16 protein-coding genes are annotated in these 22,056 nt (G+C 66.6%); 10 read left to right on the top strand and 6 right to left on the bottom strand.

The genetic code is table 11. The features are described from left to right. Positions 1-2 precede the first annotated feature (2 nt). Complete coding sequence (locus QFZ33_RS09890) at positions 3-989, top strand: M56 family metallopeptidase (RefSeq protein ID WP_307026992.1); 987 nt, start codon at positions 3-5, stop codon at positions 987-989. A 49-nt stretch (positions 990-1,038) separates the two neighbouring features. Here the strand turns inward: QFZ33_RS09890 and QFZ33_RS09885 are convergent, their stop codons facing one another. Beyond that, positions 1,039-3,144, bottom strand: a complete 2,106-nt coding sequence (locus QFZ33_RS09885; protein WP_307026990.1) for a DNA gyrase/topoisomerase IV subunit B — start codon at positions 3,142-3,144, stop codon at positions 1,039-1,041. 225 nt (positions 3,145-3,369) lie between these two features. Here QFZ33_RS09885 and QFZ33_RS09880 point away from each other — a divergent pair, with 225 nt between their 5' ends. The 3 genes from QFZ33_RS09880 to QFZ33_RS23875 all read left to right on the top strand — a co-directional run bounded on the left by QFZ33_RS09880 (position 3,370) and on the right by QFZ33_RS23875 (position 5,237). Next, positions 3,370-3,591: a DUF7455 domain-containing protein gene (locus QFZ33_RS09880; protein WP_214852595.1), complete on the top strand. Its 222-nt coding sequence runs from the start codon at positions 3,370-3,372 to the stop codon at positions 3,589-3,591. A 111-nt stretch (positions 3,592-3,702) separates the two neighbouring features. After that, positions 3,703-4,383 carry a hypothetical protein gene (locus QFZ33_RS23880; RefSeq protein WP_373427254.1) on the top strand — a complete coding sequence of 227 codons (681 nt, stop codon included), beginning with the start codon at positions 3,703-3,705 and terminating at the stop codon, positions 4,381-4,383. A gap of 449 nt (positions 4,384-4,832) precedes the next feature. Then, positions 4,833-5,237, top strand: coding sequence for an HNH endonuclease (locus QFZ33_RS23875; RefSeq protein ID WP_373427253.1), 405 nt, complete (start codon positions 4,833-4,835; stop codon positions 5,235-5,237). Between the two features lie 267 nt (positions 5,238-5,504). On the opposite strand, the gene QFZ33_RS09870 is transcribed toward QFZ33_RS23875, so the two are convergent. From QFZ33_RS09870 to QFZ33_RS09855, 4 genes are all read right to left on the bottom strand, one after another. Then, positions 5,505-6,770: an RNA polymerase sigma factor gene (locus QFZ33_RS09870; RefSeq protein WP_307026987.1), complete on the bottom strand. Its 1,266-nt coding sequence runs from the start codon at positions 6,768-6,770 to the stop codon at positions 5,505-5,507. Positions 6,771-7,071: 301 nt separating this feature from the next. After that, complete coding sequence (locus QFZ33_RS09865; RefSeq protein WP_307026985.1) at positions 7,072-8,496, bottom strand: DUF4192 family protein; 1,425 nt, start codon at positions 8,494-8,496, stop codon at positions 7,072-7,074. A gap of 142 nt (positions 8,497-8,638) precedes the next feature. Next, positions 8,639-9,979 carry an MFS transporter gene (locus tag QFZ33_RS09860; protein ID WP_307026983.1) on the bottom strand — a complete coding sequence of 447 codons (1,341 nt, stop codon included), beginning with the start codon at positions 9,977-9,979 and terminating at the stop codon, positions 8,639-8,641. Positions 9,980-10,072: 93 nt separating this feature from the next. After that, positions 10,073-11,011: a proteasome assembly chaperone family protein gene (locus QFZ33_RS09855; protein ID WP_190603358.1), complete on the bottom strand. Its 939-nt coding sequence runs from the start codon at positions 11,009-11,011 to the stop codon at positions 10,073-10,075. A gap of 206 nt (positions 11,012-11,217) precedes the next feature. Between QFZ33_RS09855 and QFZ33_RS09850 the strand changes: the two genes are divergently transcribed. From QFZ33_RS09850 to QFZ33_RS09830, 5 genes are all read left to right on the top strand, one after another. Further along, positions 11,218-12,735, top strand: coding sequence for a leucyl aminopeptidase (locus tag QFZ33_RS09850; protein WP_307026981.1), 1,518 nt, complete (start codon positions 11,218-11,220; stop codon positions 12,733-12,735). Positions 12,736-12,976: 241 nt separating this feature from the next. Beyond that, a complete protein-coding gene (gene lpdA, locus QFZ33_RS09845; RefSeq protein WP_307026979.1) occupies positions 12,977-14,359 on the top strand; it encodes a dihydrolipoyl dehydrogenase in 1,383 nt (460 codons plus the stop codon). A 117-nt stretch (positions 14,360-14,476) separates the two neighbouring features. Next, positions 14,477-16,225, top strand: coding sequence for a 2-oxoglutarate dehydrogenase, E2 component, dihydrolipoamide succinyltransferase (sucB, locus tag QFZ33_RS09840; RefSeq protein WP_307026977.1), 1,749 nt, complete (start codon positions 14,477-14,479; stop codon positions 16,223-16,225). Between the two features lie 148 nt (positions 16,226-16,373). Further along, complete coding sequence (locus QFZ33_RS09835) at positions 16,374-16,724, top strand: hypothetical protein (protein WP_214852603.1); 351 nt, start codon at positions 16,374-16,376, stop codon at positions 16,722-16,724. 193 nt (positions 16,725-16,917) lie between these two features. Next, the gene (locus tag QFZ33_RS09830) at positions 16,918-17,349 is read left to right on the top strand and encodes an OsmC family protein (protein WP_214852606.1); all 432 of its coding nucleotides are present in this window, start codon (positions 16,918-16,920) and stop codon (positions 17,347-17,349) included. 99 nt (positions 17,350-17,448) lie between these two features. Here the strand turns inward: QFZ33_RS09830 and QFZ33_RS09825 are convergent, their stop codons facing one another. Further along, a complete protein-coding gene (locus QFZ33_RS09825) occupies positions 17,449-21,069 on the bottom strand; it encodes a S41 family peptidase (protein WP_307026973.1) in 3,621 nt (1,206 codons plus the stop codon). A gap of 73 nt (positions 21,070-21,142) precedes the next feature. Here QFZ33_RS09825 and QFZ33_RS09820 point away from each other — a divergent pair, with 73 nt between their 5' ends. Then, entirely contained in the window at positions 21,143-22,036 is an 894-nt protein-coding gene (locus tag QFZ33_RS09820) for a TIGR01777 family oxidoreductase (RefSeq protein ID WP_307031752.1), read from the top strand. The last annotated feature ends 20 nt before the right edge of the window (positions 22,037-22,056 follow it).

Below are 22,056 nucleotides of genomic sequence, written 5' to 3'. Positions count from 1 at the left end.
TGATGTTCTGGACCTCATATTTTCTGGCGGTCCTGGCGATAGTATTGGCCTGGCCGGTACCTATCCTTCTTTCGCGTGCCCACTGGCCGGCGCGCGACCCTTTTACGGCCATGGTGCTGTGGCAGGCCATCGGCCTCGCCGGCGGGCTGTCCATGATCGGCGCCATGCTGGTTTATGGCCTCGAACCCGTCGGCGACAACCTCCTTGCGGGCCTGCGCGCGCTGGCAGGCATGGTGCTGTTTGCAGCGCCCACAACCGCGCTGGGTTTCTGGCACCTCTTCGCGCTATCCGCAGCGGCGCTGCTGACAGCGCACCTCGTCTTCACGCTGCTGCTGACCTATTACAAGATTGAGCGCCAGCGCAGGCGCCACCGCGAGTTGCTGGCCCTCCTGGCATCGCCGTCCGACGACGGGCCCGGCACGGTGGTCATCAACCACGACTCCCCGGTGGCGTACTGCCTGCCGGGCGGCGCCCGCTCCGTCACGGTGCTCTCTGACGGGCTCATGGCGGCCCTTGAACCGGCGGAGCTACGAGCCGTCCTGATCCACGAAAACGCGCACCTGACCCAGCGTCACCACCTGCTGCTGTGGGCGTTCGCCGCCTGGCGCCAGGCACTGCCGTGGCTGCCCACAACACGCCTTGCCCAGGAAGCCGTGAACTCCCTGATCGAAATGCTAGCGGACGACGTTGCCCTCAAGACGGAGAGCAAGGTGACGCTGATCAAGGCCATAGCCATCGTTGCCAGCGGTTCAGCCGCGCCCGCGGGGGCCGCCGTCGTGGAACCGGCCGGCCTGGCCGGGGCAAGCCTGCAGTTGCCGGACGGTGCCGGAGGTGCCGGGCTGGCGAGCACGACGGCGTCGCGCGTCAGCCGCCTTCTCTCACCCCGGCCGCCGCTCGCCGGAGGCCTCCGCGCAGCCGTTCTTGCCGGGTGCGCGCTGCTGCTGGCGATGCCCACCGCCCTGCTGATCGTTCCCGGCCTGCTGGGCTGAGCCTGCCTGCCGGGCCAGCCCAGGGCGTCGATGGATTCGGCGCCGGCGCTTAGGCGTCGATGCGTTCGCGGTCCAGGCTGGACGCGCCGGCGATGATGAAGTCCTTGCGCGGCGCGACGTCCGATCCCATCAGCAGGTCGAAGGTGGCTTCCGCCTGCTGCGCGTTCTCGATGTTCACCTTGCGGAGCATGCGGTGCCGGGGGTCCATGGTGGTCTCCGCCAACTGTTCCGCGTCCATCTCGCCAAGGCCCTTGTAGCGCTGGATGGGTTCCTTGTACTTCCTGCCCTCGGCGGCGAGCTTCGCCAGCAGGGCGTGCAGTTCAGCCTCGGAATAGGTGTAGATCATCTCGTTGGCCTTTTGGCCGGGGTTGACGACTTCCACCCGGTGCAGCGGCGGGACGGCAGCGAACACGCGGCCCTCCTCCACCATGGGCCGCATGTAGCGGAAGAACAGCGTGAGCAGCAGCGTGCGGATGTGTGCGCCGTCGACGTCGGCGTCGGTCATCAGGATGACCTTTCCGTAGCGCGCTGCCTCGATCGCGAAGCTGCGTCCGGAGCCGGCCCCGACCACCTGGATGAGGGCCGCGCACTCGGCGTTGGAGAGCATGTCACCCACGGAGGCCTTCTGGACGTTGAGGATCTTGCCCCGGATCGGCAGGAGTGCCTGGAAGTCGGAGGAGCGCGCCAGCTTCGCGGTGCCGAGGGCCGAGTCGCCCTCCACGATGAACAGTTCGGAGCGGGCGACGTTGTCCGTGCGGCAGTCCGCGAGCTTGGTGGGCATGGAGGACGACTCGAGCGCGGTCTTCCGGCGCTGAGTCTCCTTGTGGACACGGGCGGAGATGCGCGACTTCATCTCATTGACGATCTTTTCCAGCAGAAGCGCCGACTGCGCCTTGTCGTTGCGGTTGGAGGAGTTGAGCTTGGCCGCGATCTCCTTCTCCACCACCCGGGCCACGATGGCCTTGACCGCCGAGGTGCCGAGGATTTCCTTCGTCTGGCCCTCGAACTGCGGCTCGGCGAGGCGCACGGTCAGGACGGCTGTGAGCCCGGCGAAGATGTCGTCTTTCTCGATCTTGTCGTTGCCGGCCTTCAGTTTCCGCGCGTTGGCTTCCACGGCCTTCCGGAAGGTCTTCACGAGGGCCTGCTCGAAGCCGGCCTGGTGGGTGCCGCCTTTCGGCGTGGAGATGATGTTTACGAAGCTGCGGACAGAGGTGTCGTAGCCGATCCCCCAGCGCAGTGCGACGTCCACTTCGCAGTCGCGTTCGACTTCCGCGATCTTGCTGTGGCCCTTCTCGTCCAGCACAGGGACGGTTTCCTTGAACTTGCCGGCGCCGTGCAGGCGCCAAACGTCCGTGACCCCGGAGTCTGCGGCGAGGAATTCCACGAACTCAGAGATGCCGCCGTCATGGTGGAAAACTTCCTCGTGCGCGCCCAGTTCACCGGGCGTGCCGGGGAGCTTGCGCTCATCCCGGACGGTGATCTTCAGGCCGGGCACCAGGAAGGAGGTTTGCCGGGCCCGCGCGGTGAGTTCCTCGTAGGAGAACCGGGCGTCCGCAGTGAAGATTTGCGTGTCCGCCCAGTAGCGGATACGCGTTCCGGTGACGCCGCGCTTCGCCTTGCCGACGATGTCGAGGACAGAGTCCTCGACGAACGGAGCGAAGGTGGCGGTAGGGTTAGGCCGGCCGTTGTCGTTAAAGCGGCCGGGTTCACCGCGACGGAACGACATCCTGTAAGTCTTGCCGCCCCGGTCCACCTCTGCGTCGAGACGTGCCGAGAGCGCGTTGACGACGGAGGCGCCGACGCCGTGCAGGCCGCCGGAGGCGGTGTAGGAGCCGCCGCCGAACTTGCCGCCCGCGTGCAGTTTGGTAAAGACCACCTCGACGCCGCTGAGGCCGGTCTTTGGTTCGATGTCAACGGGGATGCCGCGGCCGTCGTCGTGGATCTCTACGGAGTTATCCGCGTGCAGGATGATCCTGATGTCGTGGCCGAAGCCAGCCAGCGCCTCGTCGACGGAGTTGTCGATGATTTCCCAGAGGCAGTGCATGAGGCCGCGGGAGTCCGTGGATCCGATGTACATGCCGGGGCGTTTGCGCACGGCCTCCAGCCCCTCCAGCACCGAAAGGTGGCGGGCGGTGTAATCAGAACTCGGTGCCACAGGTAGTGAACTCCTTTGAGGAACGGGCCGGATCGGCATTAAAAGGCTCCCTCTAGCCTAGTCCCGCTGCCGCCAAACGCCTGACTGCCACTCCTGACACGTCAGCGAACTGCGGGGGTTCGTTACGCACACGTGATACGCGGACAGCGAAAGTGACCCATCCTTGCCATGTTTTGGCAGCGAATGCTGGTTATATAGATGTACAGATCTACTAAGGAGGCCGACATGACAACAGCAGTTGCCGACCGCACACTAACCGCAGCTGACCGGTGTGACCGTTGCGGAGCGCAGGCATACGTCCGGGTTGCACTCGAGTCCTCCGGAGGTGAGCTGCTCTTCTGCGCCCACCATTCACGCGCCGTCGAAGCGACCCTTAGGCCGCTCAGCTCCGACTGGCACGATGAGACGGACCGGCTGCACGAAAAGGCACCGGTTCCGGTCGACTAGACAACAAAGCTTAAAGCCAGGGCCCCCGCGCGGGGGCCCTGGCTTTTTCTTTATCGCCAGTTCCACTGCCCGTGGATGCTCCCCCGGCGCCGGTGTGCACGCATCGCTTAAATGTCAGAGCCCCTCATCGCTGTATCTGTGGATGGAATCGGCGAATCGGAGCAGGCTCTGGCGGCCGACGCGGGCGCCGGCACTCTGCTCGCTGCTGCCTTCCCTGGCGCCGCGGTTCTCCACGCCGACCCGTACAACGGGTTGCGGTATGACGATGATCCCGACGCCGCGTTTCCGGCATCCTTTCCGGAGGACCCGTTTCCTGAGGCCCTGTTTGCCGACCGTCCTCTCGACGAGGACCTCTTTGACGACAGCGTTTTTAGCGACAGCCCATTCGATGACGGCGTTCCCTCCAGCGCCGCTACTTCCTGGCACGTTGCGGCCGCTACCCCTACAACCACCTCGGGTTCGTTTCTCCCGGCTGCTGACCTCACCGCCGACAATGCCGGGCTGATCGACCAGATTCACGCGTACGAGGACATCAAGTGCTGGGCCGCCGGGCAACAGGCACGGCTTTCGGTGGCCTTCGAAGCCCGTCACCGCCAGGATCACGCCGACCAGGCGCCACTGACCGCCGAGAACCTGGGCAAAGACCGCGGGAAAGACCGGGACCTGGGGGCAGCCGAACAAATCGCGCTGGCCCGGCGCGAGTCCCCAAACCGTGGGCGCCGGCTCCTCGGCACAGCAAAAGCCCTGGTGCAGATGCCCCATGCCCTGGCCGCCCTGGACACGGGCAGCTGAATGAAGAGCGCGCCATGCACGTAGCCAAAGAGACCGCCTGCCTGAGTCCGGCCGGCCGGTGCGCGGTTGATGAGGAACTCGCGGCAGACGCCGGGGCCTTCACCGGTGCCGGGACCCGGGCTGTTATCGCCGCGGTCCGGGCGGCGGTCATCCGGCGGAACCCTCGTTCCGTGGCCCAGCGCGCGAGCCACGCCACATCGGGGCGGACCGGCACCCGACTGCATGACGTACCTGACAGCGCTGCTGCCCGTCCACCAGGGCGTCGCCGTGTACGCGGTACTGACCCGGCACGCCGAGTCCCTCCGGCGACACCGAACCCGCCCGGATACCCGGCTACGGCATCGTCCCCGGCGCCTGGGCACACGGGACCTCATCGAACAAGGACATGGAGAGCAGGGTCGCGTCCTTCCCGCGGTGCAGATTCGGCTGCGGGCGACTCCACCGCCGATATGAAGGAGCTGAAGACCTGGATCCGGCGCCTCTATACCGCCCCCGGGACCGTTGATCTGGTAGCCATGGACTCGCGAAGGCGTCTCTTCCCGGCACCGCTGCGTCGCTTCATCCAAGCCCGGGACGACACCTGCCGCACGCCCTACTGCGACGCCCCAATCCGCCACCACGACCACATCATCCCCTGGTACGACGGCGGAACCACCAGCCTGGCCAACGGCGCCGGACTGTGCGAAGCGTGCAACCACACCAAAGAACTCCCCGGCTGGAAAGCCCAACCCAGAACGGGTCCGAGGCACACCGTGGAGATCACTACGCCAACCGGCCACAGCTACCACTCCACCGCACCGCCGCTGCCTGGAAACGGGCTATCGGGAACCTGTCCGGGTGGAACCAGTCAATAGATCCAGAGGTCCTCGACCAGATAGCCCGGAACGGCCGGGCCCTGTCGCCCGAGTCGGGTGCCTGCTGACTGGTACCCGAACGGGCTGGTTACTTTAACGAGTGTTGCCGAGAGGCGACTCAGGTCATGGCTTGCGACCCTGGGACGCACAGCTTCTATGCGTTCGCATGCCAACACTAGGGTGCCCGGGCACGACAAAGGCCAGGCATTCCACCGGTTTTCCGGCGGAATGCCTGGCCATCGTTCGCGTGTACTAGCCCAGCGTTTCCTAGTCCAGGTAGTCCCGCAGCACCTGCGACCGGGACGGGTGGCGGAGCTTGGACATGGTCTTGGATTCGATCTGACGGATGCGCTCACGGGTAACCCCGTATACCTTGCCGATTTCGTCTAAAGTCTTCGGCTGGCCATCCGTGAGGCCGAACCGCATGGCAACAACACCGGCTTCGCGCTCAGACAGGGTGTCCAGCACGGAGTGAAGCTGTTCCTGCAGCAGGGTAAAGCTCACTGCATCGGCAGGCACCACGGCTTCGGAGTCCTCGATGAGGTCACCGAACTCGGAGTCGCCGTCCTCGCCGAGCGGGGTGTGCAGCGAAATGGGCTCGCGGCCGTACTTCTGCACCTCGACGACCTTCTCGGGGGTCATGTCGAGCTCGAGCGCCAGCTCCTCGGGCGTGGGTTCGCGGCCCAGGTCCTGCAGCATCTGGCGCTGGACACGGGCCAGCTTGTTGATGACTTCCACCATGTGCACCGGGATGCGAATGGTGCGAGCCTGGTCCGCCATGGCACGGGTGATGGCCTGGCGGATCCACCAAGTGGCGTAGGTGGAGAACTTGAAGCCCTTGGTGTAGTCGAACTTCTCGACGGCACGGATGAGGCCGAGGTTGCCTTCCTGGATGAGGTCCAGGAACAGCATGCCGCGACCGGTGTAGCGCTTGGCCAGCGACACCACGAGGCGGAGGTTGGCCTCGAGGAGGTGGTTCTTGGCGCGCTTGCCGTCATGGATGATGAACTCAAGCTCGCGCTTGAACTTCGGATCCATGGAGCCATCGTCGGCGGCGATCTTCTCTTCGGCGAACAGGCCGGCCTCGATACGGAGCGCGAGGTCAACCTCCTGCTCGGCGTTGAGGAGGGCTACCTTGCCGATCTGCTTCAGGTAGTCCTTGACGGGGTCGGCGGTGGCGCCGGCAGACATGACCTGCTGGACAGGCGCGTCGTCGTCATCGGCGTCAGAGTAAACGAATCCCGAACCGGTAGGCGCTGCGGCTTCCTTGCCGGCCTCGTCGGGTTCATCGACCAGATCAGCGGTGTCGGGCTGCGCTTCGTCGAGGTCCTCCTCGGCTTCGGCGTCGTCGGTTGAGCGGCTTCCGGCAGCTTCGGCCGCAGCCTTGGCTCCGGGCTTCGGTCCGCGCTTCTTGGGCTCGGGCTTCCCAGCGGCACGGGTGGCGGGACGCTTGGCGCTGGATGCCGCCGGCTTCTCCTCGGCAGTTTCAACGGCCAGGGCGGCGGGTTCCTTCTTCGCGGAAGACGGGGTCACAGAAAACCTTTCTAGCGGCGGTCTGTGGAGTCACCTTCGGGCAACACCACTATGACCCTGTCAAGTCCGTGATCGACATCAGATGCAACCGACCGACAGAGCCACTAAGTAGAACTGCCGGGGCGGCCGCAATGTTCCCGTTTGGGATCCACTGCAAGCATTGATTCACGGACCCAACCGGGTCTCGGCCTCCATTGTCTCATGATTTTGCTTGCCAGAGGCCGACCGGGCCGTAATACACCCCGGTTACGGGGCGCGATACACCCCGGTTACGGGGCGCGCCGGCTTCGCCGGGCCTGATCTAGGCAACGTCCGATCCGAATTTCTGCCACGCGGCCTCGCGGCGCCCTGCCCAGCCGCAGATCGTCCCACGCCTGACCACCTCGGACAACAGCTCGGCCAGCCGGTATCCCGGACTCGCTTCCAGAGCCCGACTCAGTGATGCATGCGCGAAGGAACCCCTCCCCCGGCACCATTCGATCCAGCCGGTCGCCGTTAGTGCCGCGGCCTGCGCCTCGCCCCCGCCGCACGACAGCTCCACCATCAGGCCCTCCAGGCGTTTCAGCGTGTCCCAGTCCGGCACCGGTGGACTCAGGCCCAACAGGACTTCGCCATAGCCGGGCAAGGCATCCCGGCCGGAGCTGGAGACCGGCGCCTGCTCAGGACAACCGGTGGCAGTGCCCTGTTCAGAACGATCACCGGCCTGTTCTGTTCCGGGTACCGCGGACGTCTCCCGGGCGTCGGTTGCCGGACCAGCAAGCCCGCTCGGAGACAGCTGCGGTTCCGGCAGCGGCGGGCAGGACGCGGGCAATCCCTCCCCCGCCGAGAAAATGCCAAAGGCTTCCGCCCCTGCGGCCGCTGCGGCGCGTCCCGCGGCCGCCATGACCAGGACGGCGTCGCGCCAGGCCGGAACACGGAGGGACGCGCGCAGGAAGCCGGCGAGTTCCGGTTCAAGCCCGCCGCCTGGAACGCCTGAGAGTGGACGGGCCGCAAGTACACCGGCTCTCCCCGGGACGGATCCCTCGGGATATGCAGGCGGAGCGGCTTCCAAAACAGCTGCCCAGGCGTCGAGGACCGCGTCGAACTGGGCCAGCTGGTTCGCCTTTCCGGCCAGGGCCAGAGTCCACCCGCGTTCTGCAGCCGTGACAGCCGCATCCTCCGCTGCCGGCGTATTGGCATTGCCGGGTAGCGCAGCACCGGGAGACGCGCCGACGCTACTGCCCAAATACACCATTTCGGCATTGAGCCGGCTGTCCCGGATCTCGGCAATGGGCCGGCCTGGCGGCGGGCAGCAGCTGCTGTCAGTGCAGTAAACGTTGCGCCAGTACTCGTCGCCGACGCGCCAGCCATCCCGCACCGGCATGCCGGCCAGGCCCAGCGCACATTCCAGATCGGCAAGTAAGGGCCGAAAGGACCACGCCGCCGCACCTTTTCTGCCGCCGTCGTCAAAGCCGTCGTCGCTAAAACCGCCGTCGGTAAAGAAGACCAGCAGTGTGCCGTCAGCTTCCTTGTCCGCCAGAAGGTACTCCGCCACAGTCCTGGCGAATGCCTCCCTGCCGCGGCGTCCGCCGCCCTCCGGAAGGTCGACGCGCAGCGTCGCTCCGAGGCGCATGCCCTGCATGGTCATGGCCACGAGGCTCTGCGTCGGCCAGTAGCCCAGACTGTGCGGGATGTAGCCAAGAATGTCTTCGGGACCGCTGATAGTGAGATGCTCCGGTGCTGTCATGAGAACAGCTTCCGCCGCCGGTCACCGCGTCCGCGATACCAGACCAGCGCTATGTGGACACCCCCGCTATGTGGACAACCGGCGCCTGCTGAGGAGCAGTGCCCCACGAGCAGTCCAGTGGCGCTGTCAGCGGGAACAGCGCCTAGTCACGGGAAGGAGTCCTGCGGCGGGCAATCCGTGCCCTACGCTGCTGGGCCATTGCCTGCAACAGCGGGGGCACCACCACACCCTGGGCAGCCATCTGCCGGCGGACCTTGCGGCGGACCACCAGCATGGCGATGGAGCCGACGCCGAGGATCAGGAAATGAACGCAGAGCGCGATGCGGAACGGTTCCAGGCCATAGAGCTCCCCGCGGGAAAAGCCCGTGGAGTTGAGGATGTCCAGGACGGCGCCGATCAGGTAGATGGCCATCAGCGCTGCGAAGAAGCCGCCCACGTTGACAATGCCCGTGGCGGTCCCGATCCGGTGGGCCGGGTTGAAGGTGCGGGCGAAGTCGAAGCCGATCATGGAGCCCGGGCCGCCGATGGCCAGCACCACGATGAGGACGGCCAGCAGCCACAGCGGTGACCGGCCGGGATACAGGAGCACAGCTGCCCAGGCTGCCGCGGTAGCAGCGACGAGGAGGAGGACCATGGTGGAGCGACGGAGGGGGTGCCGCGCAACAAAACGTCCGATCAGCGGCCCCGCCCCGATGGCGCCGGCCACGTAGAGGGACATGAGCGAGGCGACGGTGCCCGCGTCGAGCCCCTGCGCCGAAATCAGGAACGGGTAGCCCCAGGTCATCGCGAACACCGTGCCGCTGAACTGGATGGTGAAGTGGCTCCACATCCCCAACCGCGTCCCCGGCTGCTTCCACGCACGCGACAGGGAAACGCCCGTGGCGCGCAGCCCCTTGGCTGCCTCCCGATTGGGCGTGCCGGCCGGCACGTCCTGCAGCATCAGGGCCACCAGCACGACGGCGACACCGGAGAATCCCGCCAGCGCAAGGAACGCCGGGGTCCAGCCCGCGGTGTGCAGGATGAAGGCGAACGGCACCACGCTCAGCAGCTGGCCGAGCTGTCCGGACATGCCGGTCAGCTGGGTCAGAAGCGGAACCCGGGCGGGCGCGAACCACAGCGGGATCAGCCGAATGACGGAGATGAAGGTCATGGCGTCGCCGGCACCCACGAGCACGCGGCCCAGCACACCTCCCGGGACGCTGTCCGCAAACGCCAGCTGTAGCTGGCCGAGGCCCATCAGCAGGGCGCCCCCGGCAATCATGGCCCGGGAACCGAACCTGTCCACCAGCACGCCCACCGGGATCTGAAGTCCGGCGTACACCAGCAGCTGCAGCACCGTGAAAAAGGAGATGGCCGAGGCGCTGGCATTGAACCTCTCGGTGGCCTCCAGTCCGACCACACCAAACGACGTACGCTGCGTCACAGCCACGAGGTACGAGAAGATGCCAATGGACCAGATGAGCCAGGCGCGGGGTGCAGTCACTCTTTTATTATCCCCAGCGCCGGCAAAAATACTATTTAATTGGCCCGATTTTGGCCCAGCAGTGACGAGTCTTATGCCTCCCAGTGACGGGGCTTACGGGGCGGGGTTCTCTCGGGCGAGGTAGGCCTCCACAGCGGCGCCCAGGGCGTCGCCGTCGGGCAGTTCATCGTTCTCGTTGGCAAGCAGGGACCGGCGCACCGTGCCCTCGGCCTTTTCGTCGTAGCGGGCCTCGAGCCGGGCCACCACCTGCTGGACTTCCTCCGAGGCCTCGATCTGCTCGGCAATCTGCCGGCCCACTTCGCGGCCGGACTCGCGCAGCCGGTCGGTCGGCAGCATCAGCGACGTGGCTGCCCCCAGGTACTCCAGCCCAGCCACAGCAGCGGTGGGGTACTCCGCCTCGGCCAGGTAGTGCGGCACGTGAATCACGTACCCGGCAACATTGCGGCCGGCGTCGGTCAGGCGGAGTTCCAGGACGTGCCCGACGGCGGCGGGCACTTCCACGGTCGGCTTCCAGGAGGAGATGCCTTCAATGAGCTCCGGCCGGTTGCCGTGCACAGTCACCCCGACCGGGCGGGTGTGGGGCACGGGCATAGGAATCGAGTGGATCCAGGTCACCAGGTTCACATCCAGTGCCTCGACGATCTGCACCACGGCACGGGCGAAACGTTCCCACTGCAGATCCGGCTCGAAACCGGCGAGGAACAGGAAGGGCTTGCCCAGCCCGTCAACCAGCCTGTACAGGGCCAGGGTGGGCGGCTGGTAGTCCTGCAGATGGTCCTCGACAAAGGTCACATGCGGGCGCCGGGACCGGTAATCCATCAGCTGGTCGGCGTCGAACACAGCCACACGTTCGGAGTCGAGTGTGTCCAGCAGCTCATCCGTGATCTGCCGGACCACGTGGCCGGCATCGGCGAAACCGGTGAAGCCCATCACCAGGTTCAGCCCGCGGAGCTCAGGGTTATGGAACAGCCCAATGTTCTTGGCATAAAGCGCGTCGGGGTCCAGCAGCGAGCCGGAAATCCTTTCAAACACGGCGAGTTCCTTTCGTGGTCAGGGAGTTAACTTGCATAACGCCCGGCAGTGCGGCGTCATTCCTCAGGGCGCCGTGGCGCGGCTCTCAACCGGCCCGGCTCCCGGGGGCTTCCCCGTAGTTGCGGAACGAGAGACTACGATCGGAATTGGCTCTTTTGCCTGCGCTCCCTGCCCGAACAATCACAGAGAATTGAGGACCGATCCTCGTGGTCAAGAATACTGAAGTCAACCTTAGTGCCATTGCAAGGGACCTGAAGAAGGCGGCAAGCGACGCAGTGGTCGTCGGCGTCGGACAGGGCACGGACGGCCCGTTCCTGCTGGAAAACCCGTTGACTGCGAAGTCCGTCGAGGCACTGACCGACTCCTTGAAGGTCCTCGGCATCACCGGCGCTCCGGACCAGGCGGTCCGCCTTCCCGGCCTTCCGGAAACGGGCTCCGGAATCCTGGTCCTGGCAGGCGTCGGCAAGGTCGAGGCCGGAGGAAAGGTCTCGGGCGAGGCGCTGCGCCGCGCCGCCGGCTCCGCAGTCCGCCAGCTTGCCGGACTGCCCTCCGTCACGCTGGCCTTCCCGACGGCGAATGTCGCCGATGTTGCCGCCATCGCCGAGGGTGCCGCGCTGGGCGCGTACTCCTTCACCGAATTCCGTTCGTCCAAGGACGGTCTCAAGGAACCCGTGGCCGATGTCGCGATTTTCACTGTACTGGCCGGCGACAAGGACCTGAACGCGGCGCTTGACCGTGCGCGCCTGCTGGGCAAGGCCGTCAACGCCACCCGCTCACTCGTAAACCAGCCGCCGAGCCACCTCTACCCCGAGTCATTCGCCGACGCCGCCAAGGACCTTTCCAAGGGACTGCCCGTCAAGGTCACCGTGTGGGACGAAAAGCGCCTGGAGAAGGAGGGCTTCGGCGGCATCATGGGCGTCGGCAAGGGCTCCGCCCGGCAGCCCCGGCTCGTCAAGGTGGAGTACTCCCCCGCCAAGGCCACCCGGAAAATCGCGCTCGTCGGCAAGGGCATCACCTTCGACACCGGCGGCATCTCCATTAAACCGGCCCTCGGCATGGGCGACATGAAGAGCGACATGGCGGGAGCCGCCGTCGTGCTTAATACGGTGCTGGCCATCGCGGGCCTGGGACTGCCCGTCAAGGCAACCGCATGGCTGTGCATCGCCGAGAACATGCCCTCCGGGGCCGCGTCGCGTCCCGCGGACGTGCTGACCATGTTCGGTGGCAAGACGGTCGAAGTCCTTAACACCGACGCCGAAGGCCGGCTGGTCATGGCCGACGGCATCGTCGCGGCAAGCCAGGAGTACCCGGACGCCATCATCGACGTTGCCACCCTGACCGGCGCGCAGCTGATCGCGCTCGGGAACAGGACGGCGGGCATCATGGGCGCGGACAGCGTGACCGGCCCGCTGAAGGCAGCTGCGGACCGGGCCGGCGAGCTCGTATGGCCCATGCCCCTTCCGGACGAGCTGCGGCCCAGCCTCGACTCCCAGGTGGCGGACATCGCCAACATCGGTGAGCGCCACGGCGGCATGATGACGGCGGCCGTGTTCCTGCGCGAGTTCGTAGGCAAGGACAAGGGCGGCCAGACCATCCCGTGGGCGCACATCGACATCGCCGGCCCGTCCTTCAACAACGGGGCGCCTTACGGCTATACGCCGAAGCAGGGCACCGGCTGCACCGTGCGCACGCTGGTGGCCTACGTCGAGGATCTCCTGGCCTGAGCCCGTATGCCGCGCGGCTGTGTGGAAACGTGATCCGCTCGCCACACAGCCGCGTGACACTGGACACAAGCGCTCCACAAAAGCACCGGCAAGGTGGAGCATGGATAAGTGGTTCGCTAAGGTGAACCACGGTAGTCACAAATGAAAGGGAAATGGCCTGCTGGCATAATCACGGCAGAGCAATTTCCAAGACCAGATGATGCGTACTCTCGTGTCATCGTTCACGCGAGGGAGCGTCTAAGTGGCCGATCAGGCAACTGCGCAAGAATTCGACATCCTGGTACTCGGTGGTGGCAGCGGCGGGTACGCCACGGCTCTCCGGGCCGTTCAGCTTGGCTTCACCGTTGGCCTCGTGGAGAAGGGCAAGCTCGGCGGTACCTGCCTCCACAACGGCTGCATCCCCACCAAGGCGCTGCTGCACTCGGCCGAACTGGCAGACCACGCCCGCGACTCCGCCAAGTACGGCGTGAACGTCACCCTGGACAGCATCGACATCACCGCTGTCAACGCCTACAAAGACGGCATCATCGCCGGCAAGTTCAAGGGCCTGCAGGGCCTGATCAAGTCCAAGGGCATCACCGTCATCGAAGGTGAAGGCAAGCTGCAGGGCACCGACACCGTCGTCGTGAACGGCACGGCCTACAAGGGCAAGAATATCGTTCTCGCCACGGGCTCCTACTCCCGGTCGCTGCCGGGCCTAGAAATCGGCGGACGCGTTATCACCTCCGACGAAGCCCTGAAGATGGAAAACATCCCCAAGAGCGTCATCATCCTGGGCGGCGGCGTGATCGGCGTCGAGTTCGCTTCGGTCTGGAAGTCGTTCGGCGTCGACGTCACCATCGTTGAGGGCCTGCCATCGCTGGTCCCGAACGAGGACGCAGCGATCGTCAAGAACTTTGAGCGTGCATTCAAGAAGCGCGGCATCAAGTTCTCCACCGGTGTCTTCTTCCAGGGCGTCGAACAGAACAACGACGGCGTCAAGGTCACCCTTGTTGACGGCAAGACCTTCGAAGCCGAACTGCTCCTCGTGGCTGTCGGCCGCGGTCCCGTCACAGCCAACCTGGGCTACGAAGAGGCCGGCATCACCATCGACCGCGGCTTCGTCATCACCAACGAACGCCTGCACACCGGCGTGGGCAACGTGTACGCCGTCGGCGACATTGTCCCCGGCGTCCAGCTCGCCCACCGCGGCTACCAGCAGGGCATCTTCGTGGCCGAGGAAATTGCCGGCCTGAAGCCTGTCATCGTCGAGGATGTCAACATCCCCAAGGTCACCTACTCCGAACCCGAGATCGCCACCGTCGGCTACACCGAAAAGGCCGCGAAAGAGAAGTTCGGCGACGAGCAGGTGGAAATCCAGGAGTACAACCTGGCCGGAAACGGCAAGAGCTCCATCCTCGGCACCGGCGGCCTCGTGAAGCTGGTCCGCCAGAAGGACGGCCCCGTGGTGGGCGTCCACATGCTCGGCTCACGTATGGGCGAGCAGATCGGCGAAGCACAGCTGATCGTGAACTGGGAAGCCTACCCGGAGGATGTGGCCCAGCTGCTGCACGCCCACCCGACCCAGAACGAGGCCCTGGGCGAGGCCAACCTTGCCCTCGCCGGCAAAGCCCTTCACGGCTAATTCGTTCCGCAAGACAACCAGGGCCTGGTGCACCCGGCTCGAACAGCAGCGTGCACCAGGCCCGACCAATGCAGCAATCATCCGCACTTTAGATCAATAAAGGAGAACGGGGACGACATGTCTGAATCCGTTAACTTGCCCGCCCTCGGTGAGAGCGTCACCGAAGGAACTGTCACCCGCTGGCTCAAGCAGGTAGGTGACCGGGTAGAGGTGGACGAACCGCTGCTCGAGGTTTCCACCGACAAAGTAGACACTGAAATCCCCTCTCCGATCGCCGGCGTCATCGAGGAAATCCTCGTCGCCGAAGATGAGACCGCTGAAGTTGGCGCCCCGCTGGTGCGCATCGGTGACGGCTCGGGCGGCGGCGCAGCCGCCGAAGAGGCGCCCGCCGCAGCAGCCCCGGCCGAGGAAGCACCGGCTGCAGCCCCCGCCGAAGAGGCACCTGCCGCAGCACCGGCCCAGGAAGCACCTGCCGCTGAGGCAGCACCCGCCTCCTCCGGCGAAGGCCACGAAGTCACCCTGCCGGCACTTGGCGAGAGCGTCACCGAAGGCACCGTCACCCGCTGGCTCAAGGCCGTTGGCGACACCGTTGAAGTTGATGAGCCGCTGCTCGAGGTCTCCACCGACAAGGTGGACACCGAGATCCCGTCTCCCGTGGCCGGCACGCTGCAGGAAATCCGCGTCAATGAGGACGAGACCGCCGAGGTTGGCTCTGTCCTCGCCGTCATCGGCTCCGGCGCCGCTGCTCCTGCTGCAGCTCCCGAGAAGCCCGCCGAGGCTCCCGCCGCCCCCGCAGCTGAGAAGCCCGCCGCCGCGCCTGCTCCCCAGGCAGCACCCGCACCGCAGGCCGCTCCGGCTCCGCAGGCTGCACCCGCACCGCAGGCCGCTCCGGCTCCGCAGGCTGCACCCGCACCGCAGGCCGCTCCGGCCGCAGGCGGCGAGTCCGGCTACGTCACTCCCCTGGTCCGCAAGCTCGCCAACCAGCACGGCGTGGACATCGCCGCCGTCTCCGGCACGGGCGTCGGCGGCCGCATCCGCAAGCAGGACGTCCTGGCCGCTGCTGAGTCCAAGGCCGCTCCGGCAGCCGCAGCGCAGGCAGCCCCGGCCGCAGCTTCCGCTGCTCCGTCGGCAGCAGCATCATCGCTGCGCGGCACCGTGAAGAAGGCGCCGCGTATCCGCCAGGTCATCGCCCGCCGCATGCGTGAGTCGCTGGATGTTTCCACCCAGCTGACCCAGGTGCACGAAGTGGACATGACCAAGGTGGCCAAGCTGCGCCTGAAGGCCAAGAACTCGTTCCAGGCCCAGAACGGCGTCAAGCTCACCTTCCTGCCCTTCATCGCCAAGGCCGTGGCCGAGGCACTCAAGCAGCACGCCACGCTCAACGCTGCGTACGACGAGGACAAGCAGGAAATCACGTACCACAACGCCGAGCACCTGGCGATCGCCGTGGACACGGACAAGGGCCTCCTGGTTCCGGTCATCTCCGACGCCGGAAGCCTGAACCTCGCGGGCCTCGCCGGCAAGATCGCCGACGTCGCTGACCGCACCCGCAACGGCAAGATCGGCCCGGACGAACTGTCCGGCGGTACGTTCAGCATCACCAACATCGGCTCCGTCGGCGCACTGTTCGACACCCCGATCATCAACCAGCCGCAGGTCGGCATCCTGGGCACCGGTGCGATCGTCAAGCGCCCCGTGGTGGTCCAGGACGAGAACGGTGACGACTCGATCGCCATCCGCTCCATGATGTACCTGTCCCTCACTTACGACCACCGCCTGGTGGACGGTGCGGACGCCGGTCGCTTCCTGCAGACGCTGAAGGCCCGCCTCGAAGAGGGCGCGTTCGAAGCGGACCTGGGACTGTAACTAACAGCCAACGACGACGGCGGTGCGGGCGCCGGTGGTATGCCACCGGACGGCCGCACCGCCGTCGTCTTTTGTTTGGTAAATCTGCGCCGCGAACCGCCGCCTCTCCTTACTACGGCGCGTAGAAGTATCTGGCTAGACTGGTGCCATGAACATCGTCTATAACGTCATGGTCTTCCTGCACATCGTCGGCGCCGCCATGATCGTCGGCATCTGGATCGGCAACATGAAGAAGCCGACTGTCCATCCCCGGCAGTTCGACGGCGCGGCACTTCAGCTCCTCACCGGCATCGTGATGATGGGCCTGATCCCCGCGCTCGACATGGACGCCAACTACGCGAAGCTGGGCATCAAGATCGGCGTCGCCCTGGTCGTCGGCGTGCTGGCCTTCATCGGCCGCCGCAAGTACAAGAAGGGCGAGCCGATCTCCGCCGGCCTGGCCCACAGCGTGGGCGGGCTGGCTCTGCTGAACGTCGCTATCGCGACGCTCTGGCGGTAACCGCCCCCTGCCATGCCAACGACGACGGCGACGCCCCCTCCTGCGGGGGGCGTCGCCGTCGTCGTTGGCGCTTCCGGTCATAATCCTCTGACAGCGGACAACCCGTGCACGGGGGGCACCTAATCCATAGGATTGAGCAGGAAGGGCCGGGCGGCAGCCTGGACCTGGACTGAATCCAAGTTAAGGAGTGGACATGGCAGCAACACGCACCGCACACACAGTATGGAACGGCGACCTGATGACGGGCGCAGGCAACACGACGCTCGACAGCTCCGGACTGGGCACCTACGAGGTCACCTGGAAGGCCCGCACCGAGGCCTCGGAAGGCAAGACCAGCCCGGAAGAGCTGATCGCCGCCGCTCACTCGGCCTGTTTCTCCATGGCCTTCAGCCACGCACTCGCCCAGGCCGGCCACACGCCGGAAGAGGTTCACACCAAGGCGGATGTCACCTTCGTGCCCGGCACTGGCATCACGGGCAGCCACCTGACCCTGAATGCCAAGGTCCCAGGCATCTCGGAAGATGAATTCCAGAAGATTGCAGCGGAAGCCAAGGTCGGCTGCCCTGTATCCGGCGCCCTCGCCAGCATCGACATCACCCTCGACGCCACGCTCGCAACTTCCTAATCTTCCCGGCCTAATTTCCCGGCTTCGCCGCTTGGTGGCGGCGCCGGACAGCAAAGGCCCTGGGGGTTCTGGAACACCAGAACCCCCAGGGCCTTCGCTTTACGCCTGCGTTTGGCGCCGGGCCGGCAGCGGTTCCGGCCGCAGCCGGCGGTAGCCCTCGCGGGCCGGCGGCCGGTCCGTGGGCAGCTCCTGCACCATCTCCTTCAGCGCCGTGATGCCGGACTCCAGCTGCGGGTCCCGGCGGGCAGCATACGCGTGCGGCGGGAACGTCACCTCAATGTCCGGAGCCACGCCGTGGTTTTCGACGCTCCAGCCCACTCCGCCGCCGAACCACGTGGCGTAGCGGGGCTGGGTCACGCCTGTTCCGTCGGCCAGCGTGAAGCGGTTGTCGATGCCGACGACGCCACCCCAGGTGCGGGTGCCAATCACCGGGCCAATGCCACGCAGCTTCGAGACCTGCGTGATGATGTCGCCGTCGGAACCGGCAAATTCATCTGCCAGGATGATGACCGGACCGCGCGGCGCGTGGTGCGGATAAGTCCGGGGCTTTTCGCCGCGGGGCATGCTCCAGCCCGTCACCTTCCGCCCGATCAGTTCGGCCACGAGCTGGGAGGTGTGCCCGCCGCGGTTGCGGCGAACGTCCACGATCAGGCCGTCAAGCGCCGTCTCGGTGTCCAGGTCGCGGTGGAGCTGCGCCCAGCCGTTGGCCAGCATGTCCGGAATGTGCAGGTAGCCGAAGTTGCCGTCCGACGCTTCGCGTACCGTACGGCGGTTGGCATTCACCCAGTCCTGATACCGAAGCCGTTCCTCATCCTTGATGGGGACGACCGCGATCCGGCGCTGGGCTCCGGATGCCGGGCCGTGGCCGGCGCCGTTGCGGATGGTCAGTTCCACCGCCCGCCCCGCCGCGCCCACCAGCTGCATGGCCGGGGTCAGCGACTCTGTGAGGCGCACGCCGTCGATTGCCAGCAGGACGTCCCCGGCCTTGGCGTCGGCGCCCGGCCGGGTCAAGGGTGAGGTGGCCAGCGGGTCCGACGATTCGCCGGCCAGGATGCGCTCGATTTCCCAGCCTTCGCCGTTGAACGCGAGGTCGGCACCCAGCCGGCCCTGGCCGTTGCTGCCGTTTTCGGTGGCTGCCGCCGGGCGTACGTAGGCGTGGGACGTGCCGAGCTCGCCGTGCAGCTCCCACAGCAGGTCCACCAGGTCGTCATGCGATCCGAGCCGCTCCACGAGCGGACGGTAGCGGGCGTGGATGGAGTCCCAGTCCTGGCCCGCCATGTCCTCGGTCCAGAAGAAGTCGCGCTGCAGCCGCCACGCCTCGTCGAACGCCTGGCCCCAGACGCTCAGCGGATCCATCAGGACGCGGATGCGCGTGAGGTCCACCTTGACCAGCTGGCCGGAGTCCTCGTCGGCCTTCGCATCGGAGGGCACCACCCGGATCTGCTTGTCATGGACCAGGACCACCTTCCGGCCGTCGCCGGACAGGCGGTAACTGTTCAGGGCCTCCACTAGGGTGGTGCCCTTGCGCTTGGCCAGGTCGAAGCGGACAAGGCTCGGGGCCGCGTTCTTGTCCTCCAGGCTTGCCCTGCCCTCCCCGGTAACTCCCGCAAGCGCACTGTCGAGCCACAGCAGCGCTCCGTCTGCGGCAGTCAGGGCCGAATAGTTGCCCTGCGGAACCGGGACGCTGATGACCCGGTGGGCGAGGCCTTCGCCGTCCACCCTGACAGCGGCCGGCGCCGTTTTGCCTGCTTCCGCATCCGACTTGCCTGCATCGGACTGCGCTGCGGCGCCGCCCGGCTCGTCGGCACCGTCTGCCAGGGCCACGTTGGGACCGAACGGCGAAGCGGTGTCCGCCGCGAGGGCCACCAGATAGGGCTTGATCGGGCTGGGGAAAGACAAGTCAAAGGAATGGCCGTCGTAGACCGGATCAAAACTGCGGTTGGAGAGGAAGGCCAGGAACTTGCCGTCCGGGGAGAACGACGGCGATTCGTCCCGGAAGCGACCGTCCGTCACCTCCACGATCGCGGCCTCACCGGTTTTGGCCTCCGGCGGGTTGGTTTCCTGGGCGTTGGTCTTCGGGGCGTCGGTCTTCCGCGCAGCGGCGCGTACCAGGCGCAGGCGGCTGCGTGACCCGAAGGACGTCACCGGTTCAGACCAGGCCAGCCAGGCGGAGTCCGGCGACCAGGCGAGGTCCTCGATGCTGCCCTCGCCGATGCTGGTTACCACCGTCAGTGCGCCGTCCTGGGTCTCAGCGATGTACAGATCGCCAAAGGCGGTTCCGATGGCGATCCAGCGGCCGTCGGGGCTGGCTTCGATGGCGCTGGCGCGTGAAGGCTTGGGGAACCGGACCGTGAGCGGGTTTGAATCGGCCGCAACGGTGCCGGTTGCCTGGCCGGCCGCAGTCCCGGTCGCTGCCTTCCCCGGGGCGAGGTCGGCCGCTGCGTCGTCGGCCACCGGGTGGGTGGCGCGGGGCCCCGCGACGCCGGCGGCGGAAACGGGGCTGGGCAGGGGAACTGCCGGAGAGGGGGCCTCCAGCTGATCACCGGCGGCTGCGGTGTCCGGGGCAGCGCCGGTCTTGGCCGCTGCTGCGGCCTTTCCGGCTGCATGGACTGCGGCGTCGTGTGCCGGGACCTGCGGAGCGATTTCCCTGATGAACAGGGCCTCGTCGCCGTCGTGGTCAGCCACGTACGCGATGCGGCCGTCCGGAAGTGGACGGGGCAGGCGGGCGCGCACACCGGCCGTTGCCTCGACCACGCGGGAGGGTCCGTCCTTGTGCCGGAGCCAGTGTATTGTTCCGTGGGCCTCCACAGCACTGGCTTCCCCCGCGGTGTCCGGCCGGACGTCGCCGAGGTGCTTGGAAACCTTGAGGAGTGAGGGACGGCGGCCCTGGGATGCCGATCCAAGCGTTATCTCCAGCCGGATCGCTGCCGACCCAAGGTCATGCAGGAGCCAGAGCTCACCAGCCGATTCGAAGATGACACGCTTGCCGTCCGTGGAGGCGTGGCGGACGTAGAAGTCCTCGTGGTCAGTGTGGCGCCGCAGGTCCCCGCCGCCGGGCAGGACCGAGTACAGGTTGCCGTAGCCTTCGTGGTCCGAGAGGAAGGCGATACGCCCGTCTACCCACATGGGGTCAGCCAGATTGCCGTCCAGCTCCGGCAGGAGCCGCTCAAACTCGCCGTTTCCGTCGCTGTCGATCCAAAGCTTGCCTGCGGTGCCGCCACGGTAGCGCTTCCACCAGGCCGGTTCGCGGGACAGCACACTGCCCACCACCACGGGCTTTTCGTCCCCAAGTTCCGGGCCGAATGCCACGGACTCGACCGGTCCCAGCGGGAGCTCCTCGGCCCAGCCGCCTTCCGTGGACAGCCGGTAAGCGTGCGTGTGGCGGCTTTCGGCCTGGCGGAACGCACTCGTGACCACGATGTCCCCGGCGGGGGTAAAGCCCTTAACCCGAGTGGTGCTGTGCCCGAAGAAAGTCAGCTGGCGGTACCCCCCGCCGTCGACATCAGCGATGACCACTTCGGGAGCCGTCCCCTGCACGACCGTCCAGACCAGCTTCGTTCCGTCCGGCGTAAAGCGCGGGTTGCGGGCCGGCAGCTGGAGCGAGGAAACACGCCAGGCACGGCCGCCGCTGAGGGGGGCAATCCAGACGTCGTCCTCGGCCACAAACGTGACCAGATCGCCGTGAACATGAGGGAACCGGAGGTAACTCGAAGAGGTCATCGTTCGATCATAGTCAACGTGACATGAGCCATCGGGGAGGTGCCCTGCCGTGCCGGGCATGGTGAGATGGATCATGCGCATCGTCATGGCCGGCGCCTCAGGGCTCATCGGAACTGCACTCTCCTCCCGCCTAACCTCCGACGGGCACGACGTCGTCCGGCTGGTAAGGCGGCCGCCGTCGTCCCCGTCGGAAATCCCGTGGGATCCCGCCACCGGAACCCTGGACCCGGCTTCCCTGGAGGGAGCCGACGCCGTCATCAATCTTTCCGGCGCGAACATTGGCGCGAGGCCATGGACGCCGCATCGGATCGATGAGCTGTTCCGGTCGCGCCTTGATCCCACCCGGACGCTTACCTCGGCGATGCGTCGGCTCGACTCGCCACCCCGTACCTTCATCAGCCAGTCCGGCACGGGCTACTACGGCGACGCGGGGCACTCCACGCTGACGGAGAACTCGCCCGCCGGGCAGGGCATCATGGCACGCATCTGCGTCGAGTGGGAAACGGCAGCCTACGAGGCCCCGTCCGGAGTCCGGATTGTGACCCCGCGGACCGCAGTGGTGCTGAGCAGGTCAGGCGGAGCGATGGGCCGCCTGCTGCCCCTGCTGCGGGCAGGCATTGGCGGTCCGCTGGGCAACGGCCGGCAGTACTGGCCATGGATCACCCTCCCCGACCTCACCTCCGCGTTCGGGTTCCTCCTCACGTCCGGGAATTCGGGCCCCGTAAATGTTGCGGCACCGGAGGCCACGGACGTGAACACCCTCGTGGCCGGGCTGGCAAAGGCGCTTCACCGCCCTGCGCTGCTGCGGGCGCCGGCCCCGGCGCTGCGCCTCGTCATGGGCAAGCTGGCCGACGAACTCCTGCTCGCCAGCCAGCGGATCGAGCCGACACTGCTCAGGGACAGCGGGTTCACGTGGGACCATCCGTCGGTGGCGCTAGCGGCCGGGTGGGTGGCCGGCGAAAAGTAGCCGTTCGGTTCAGTTGATGC

Origin of the sequence: Arthrobacter globiformis (assembly GCF_030815865.1) — a bacterium.
In the GTDB taxonomy this organism is placed as follows: Bacteria; Actinomycetota; Actinomycetes; order Actinomycetales; family Micrococcaceae; genus Arthrobacter; species Arthrobacter globiformis_B.
Note: the sequence above shows the minus strand (reverse complement) of the source record. Positions and strands in the feature narration are given on the sequence as shown.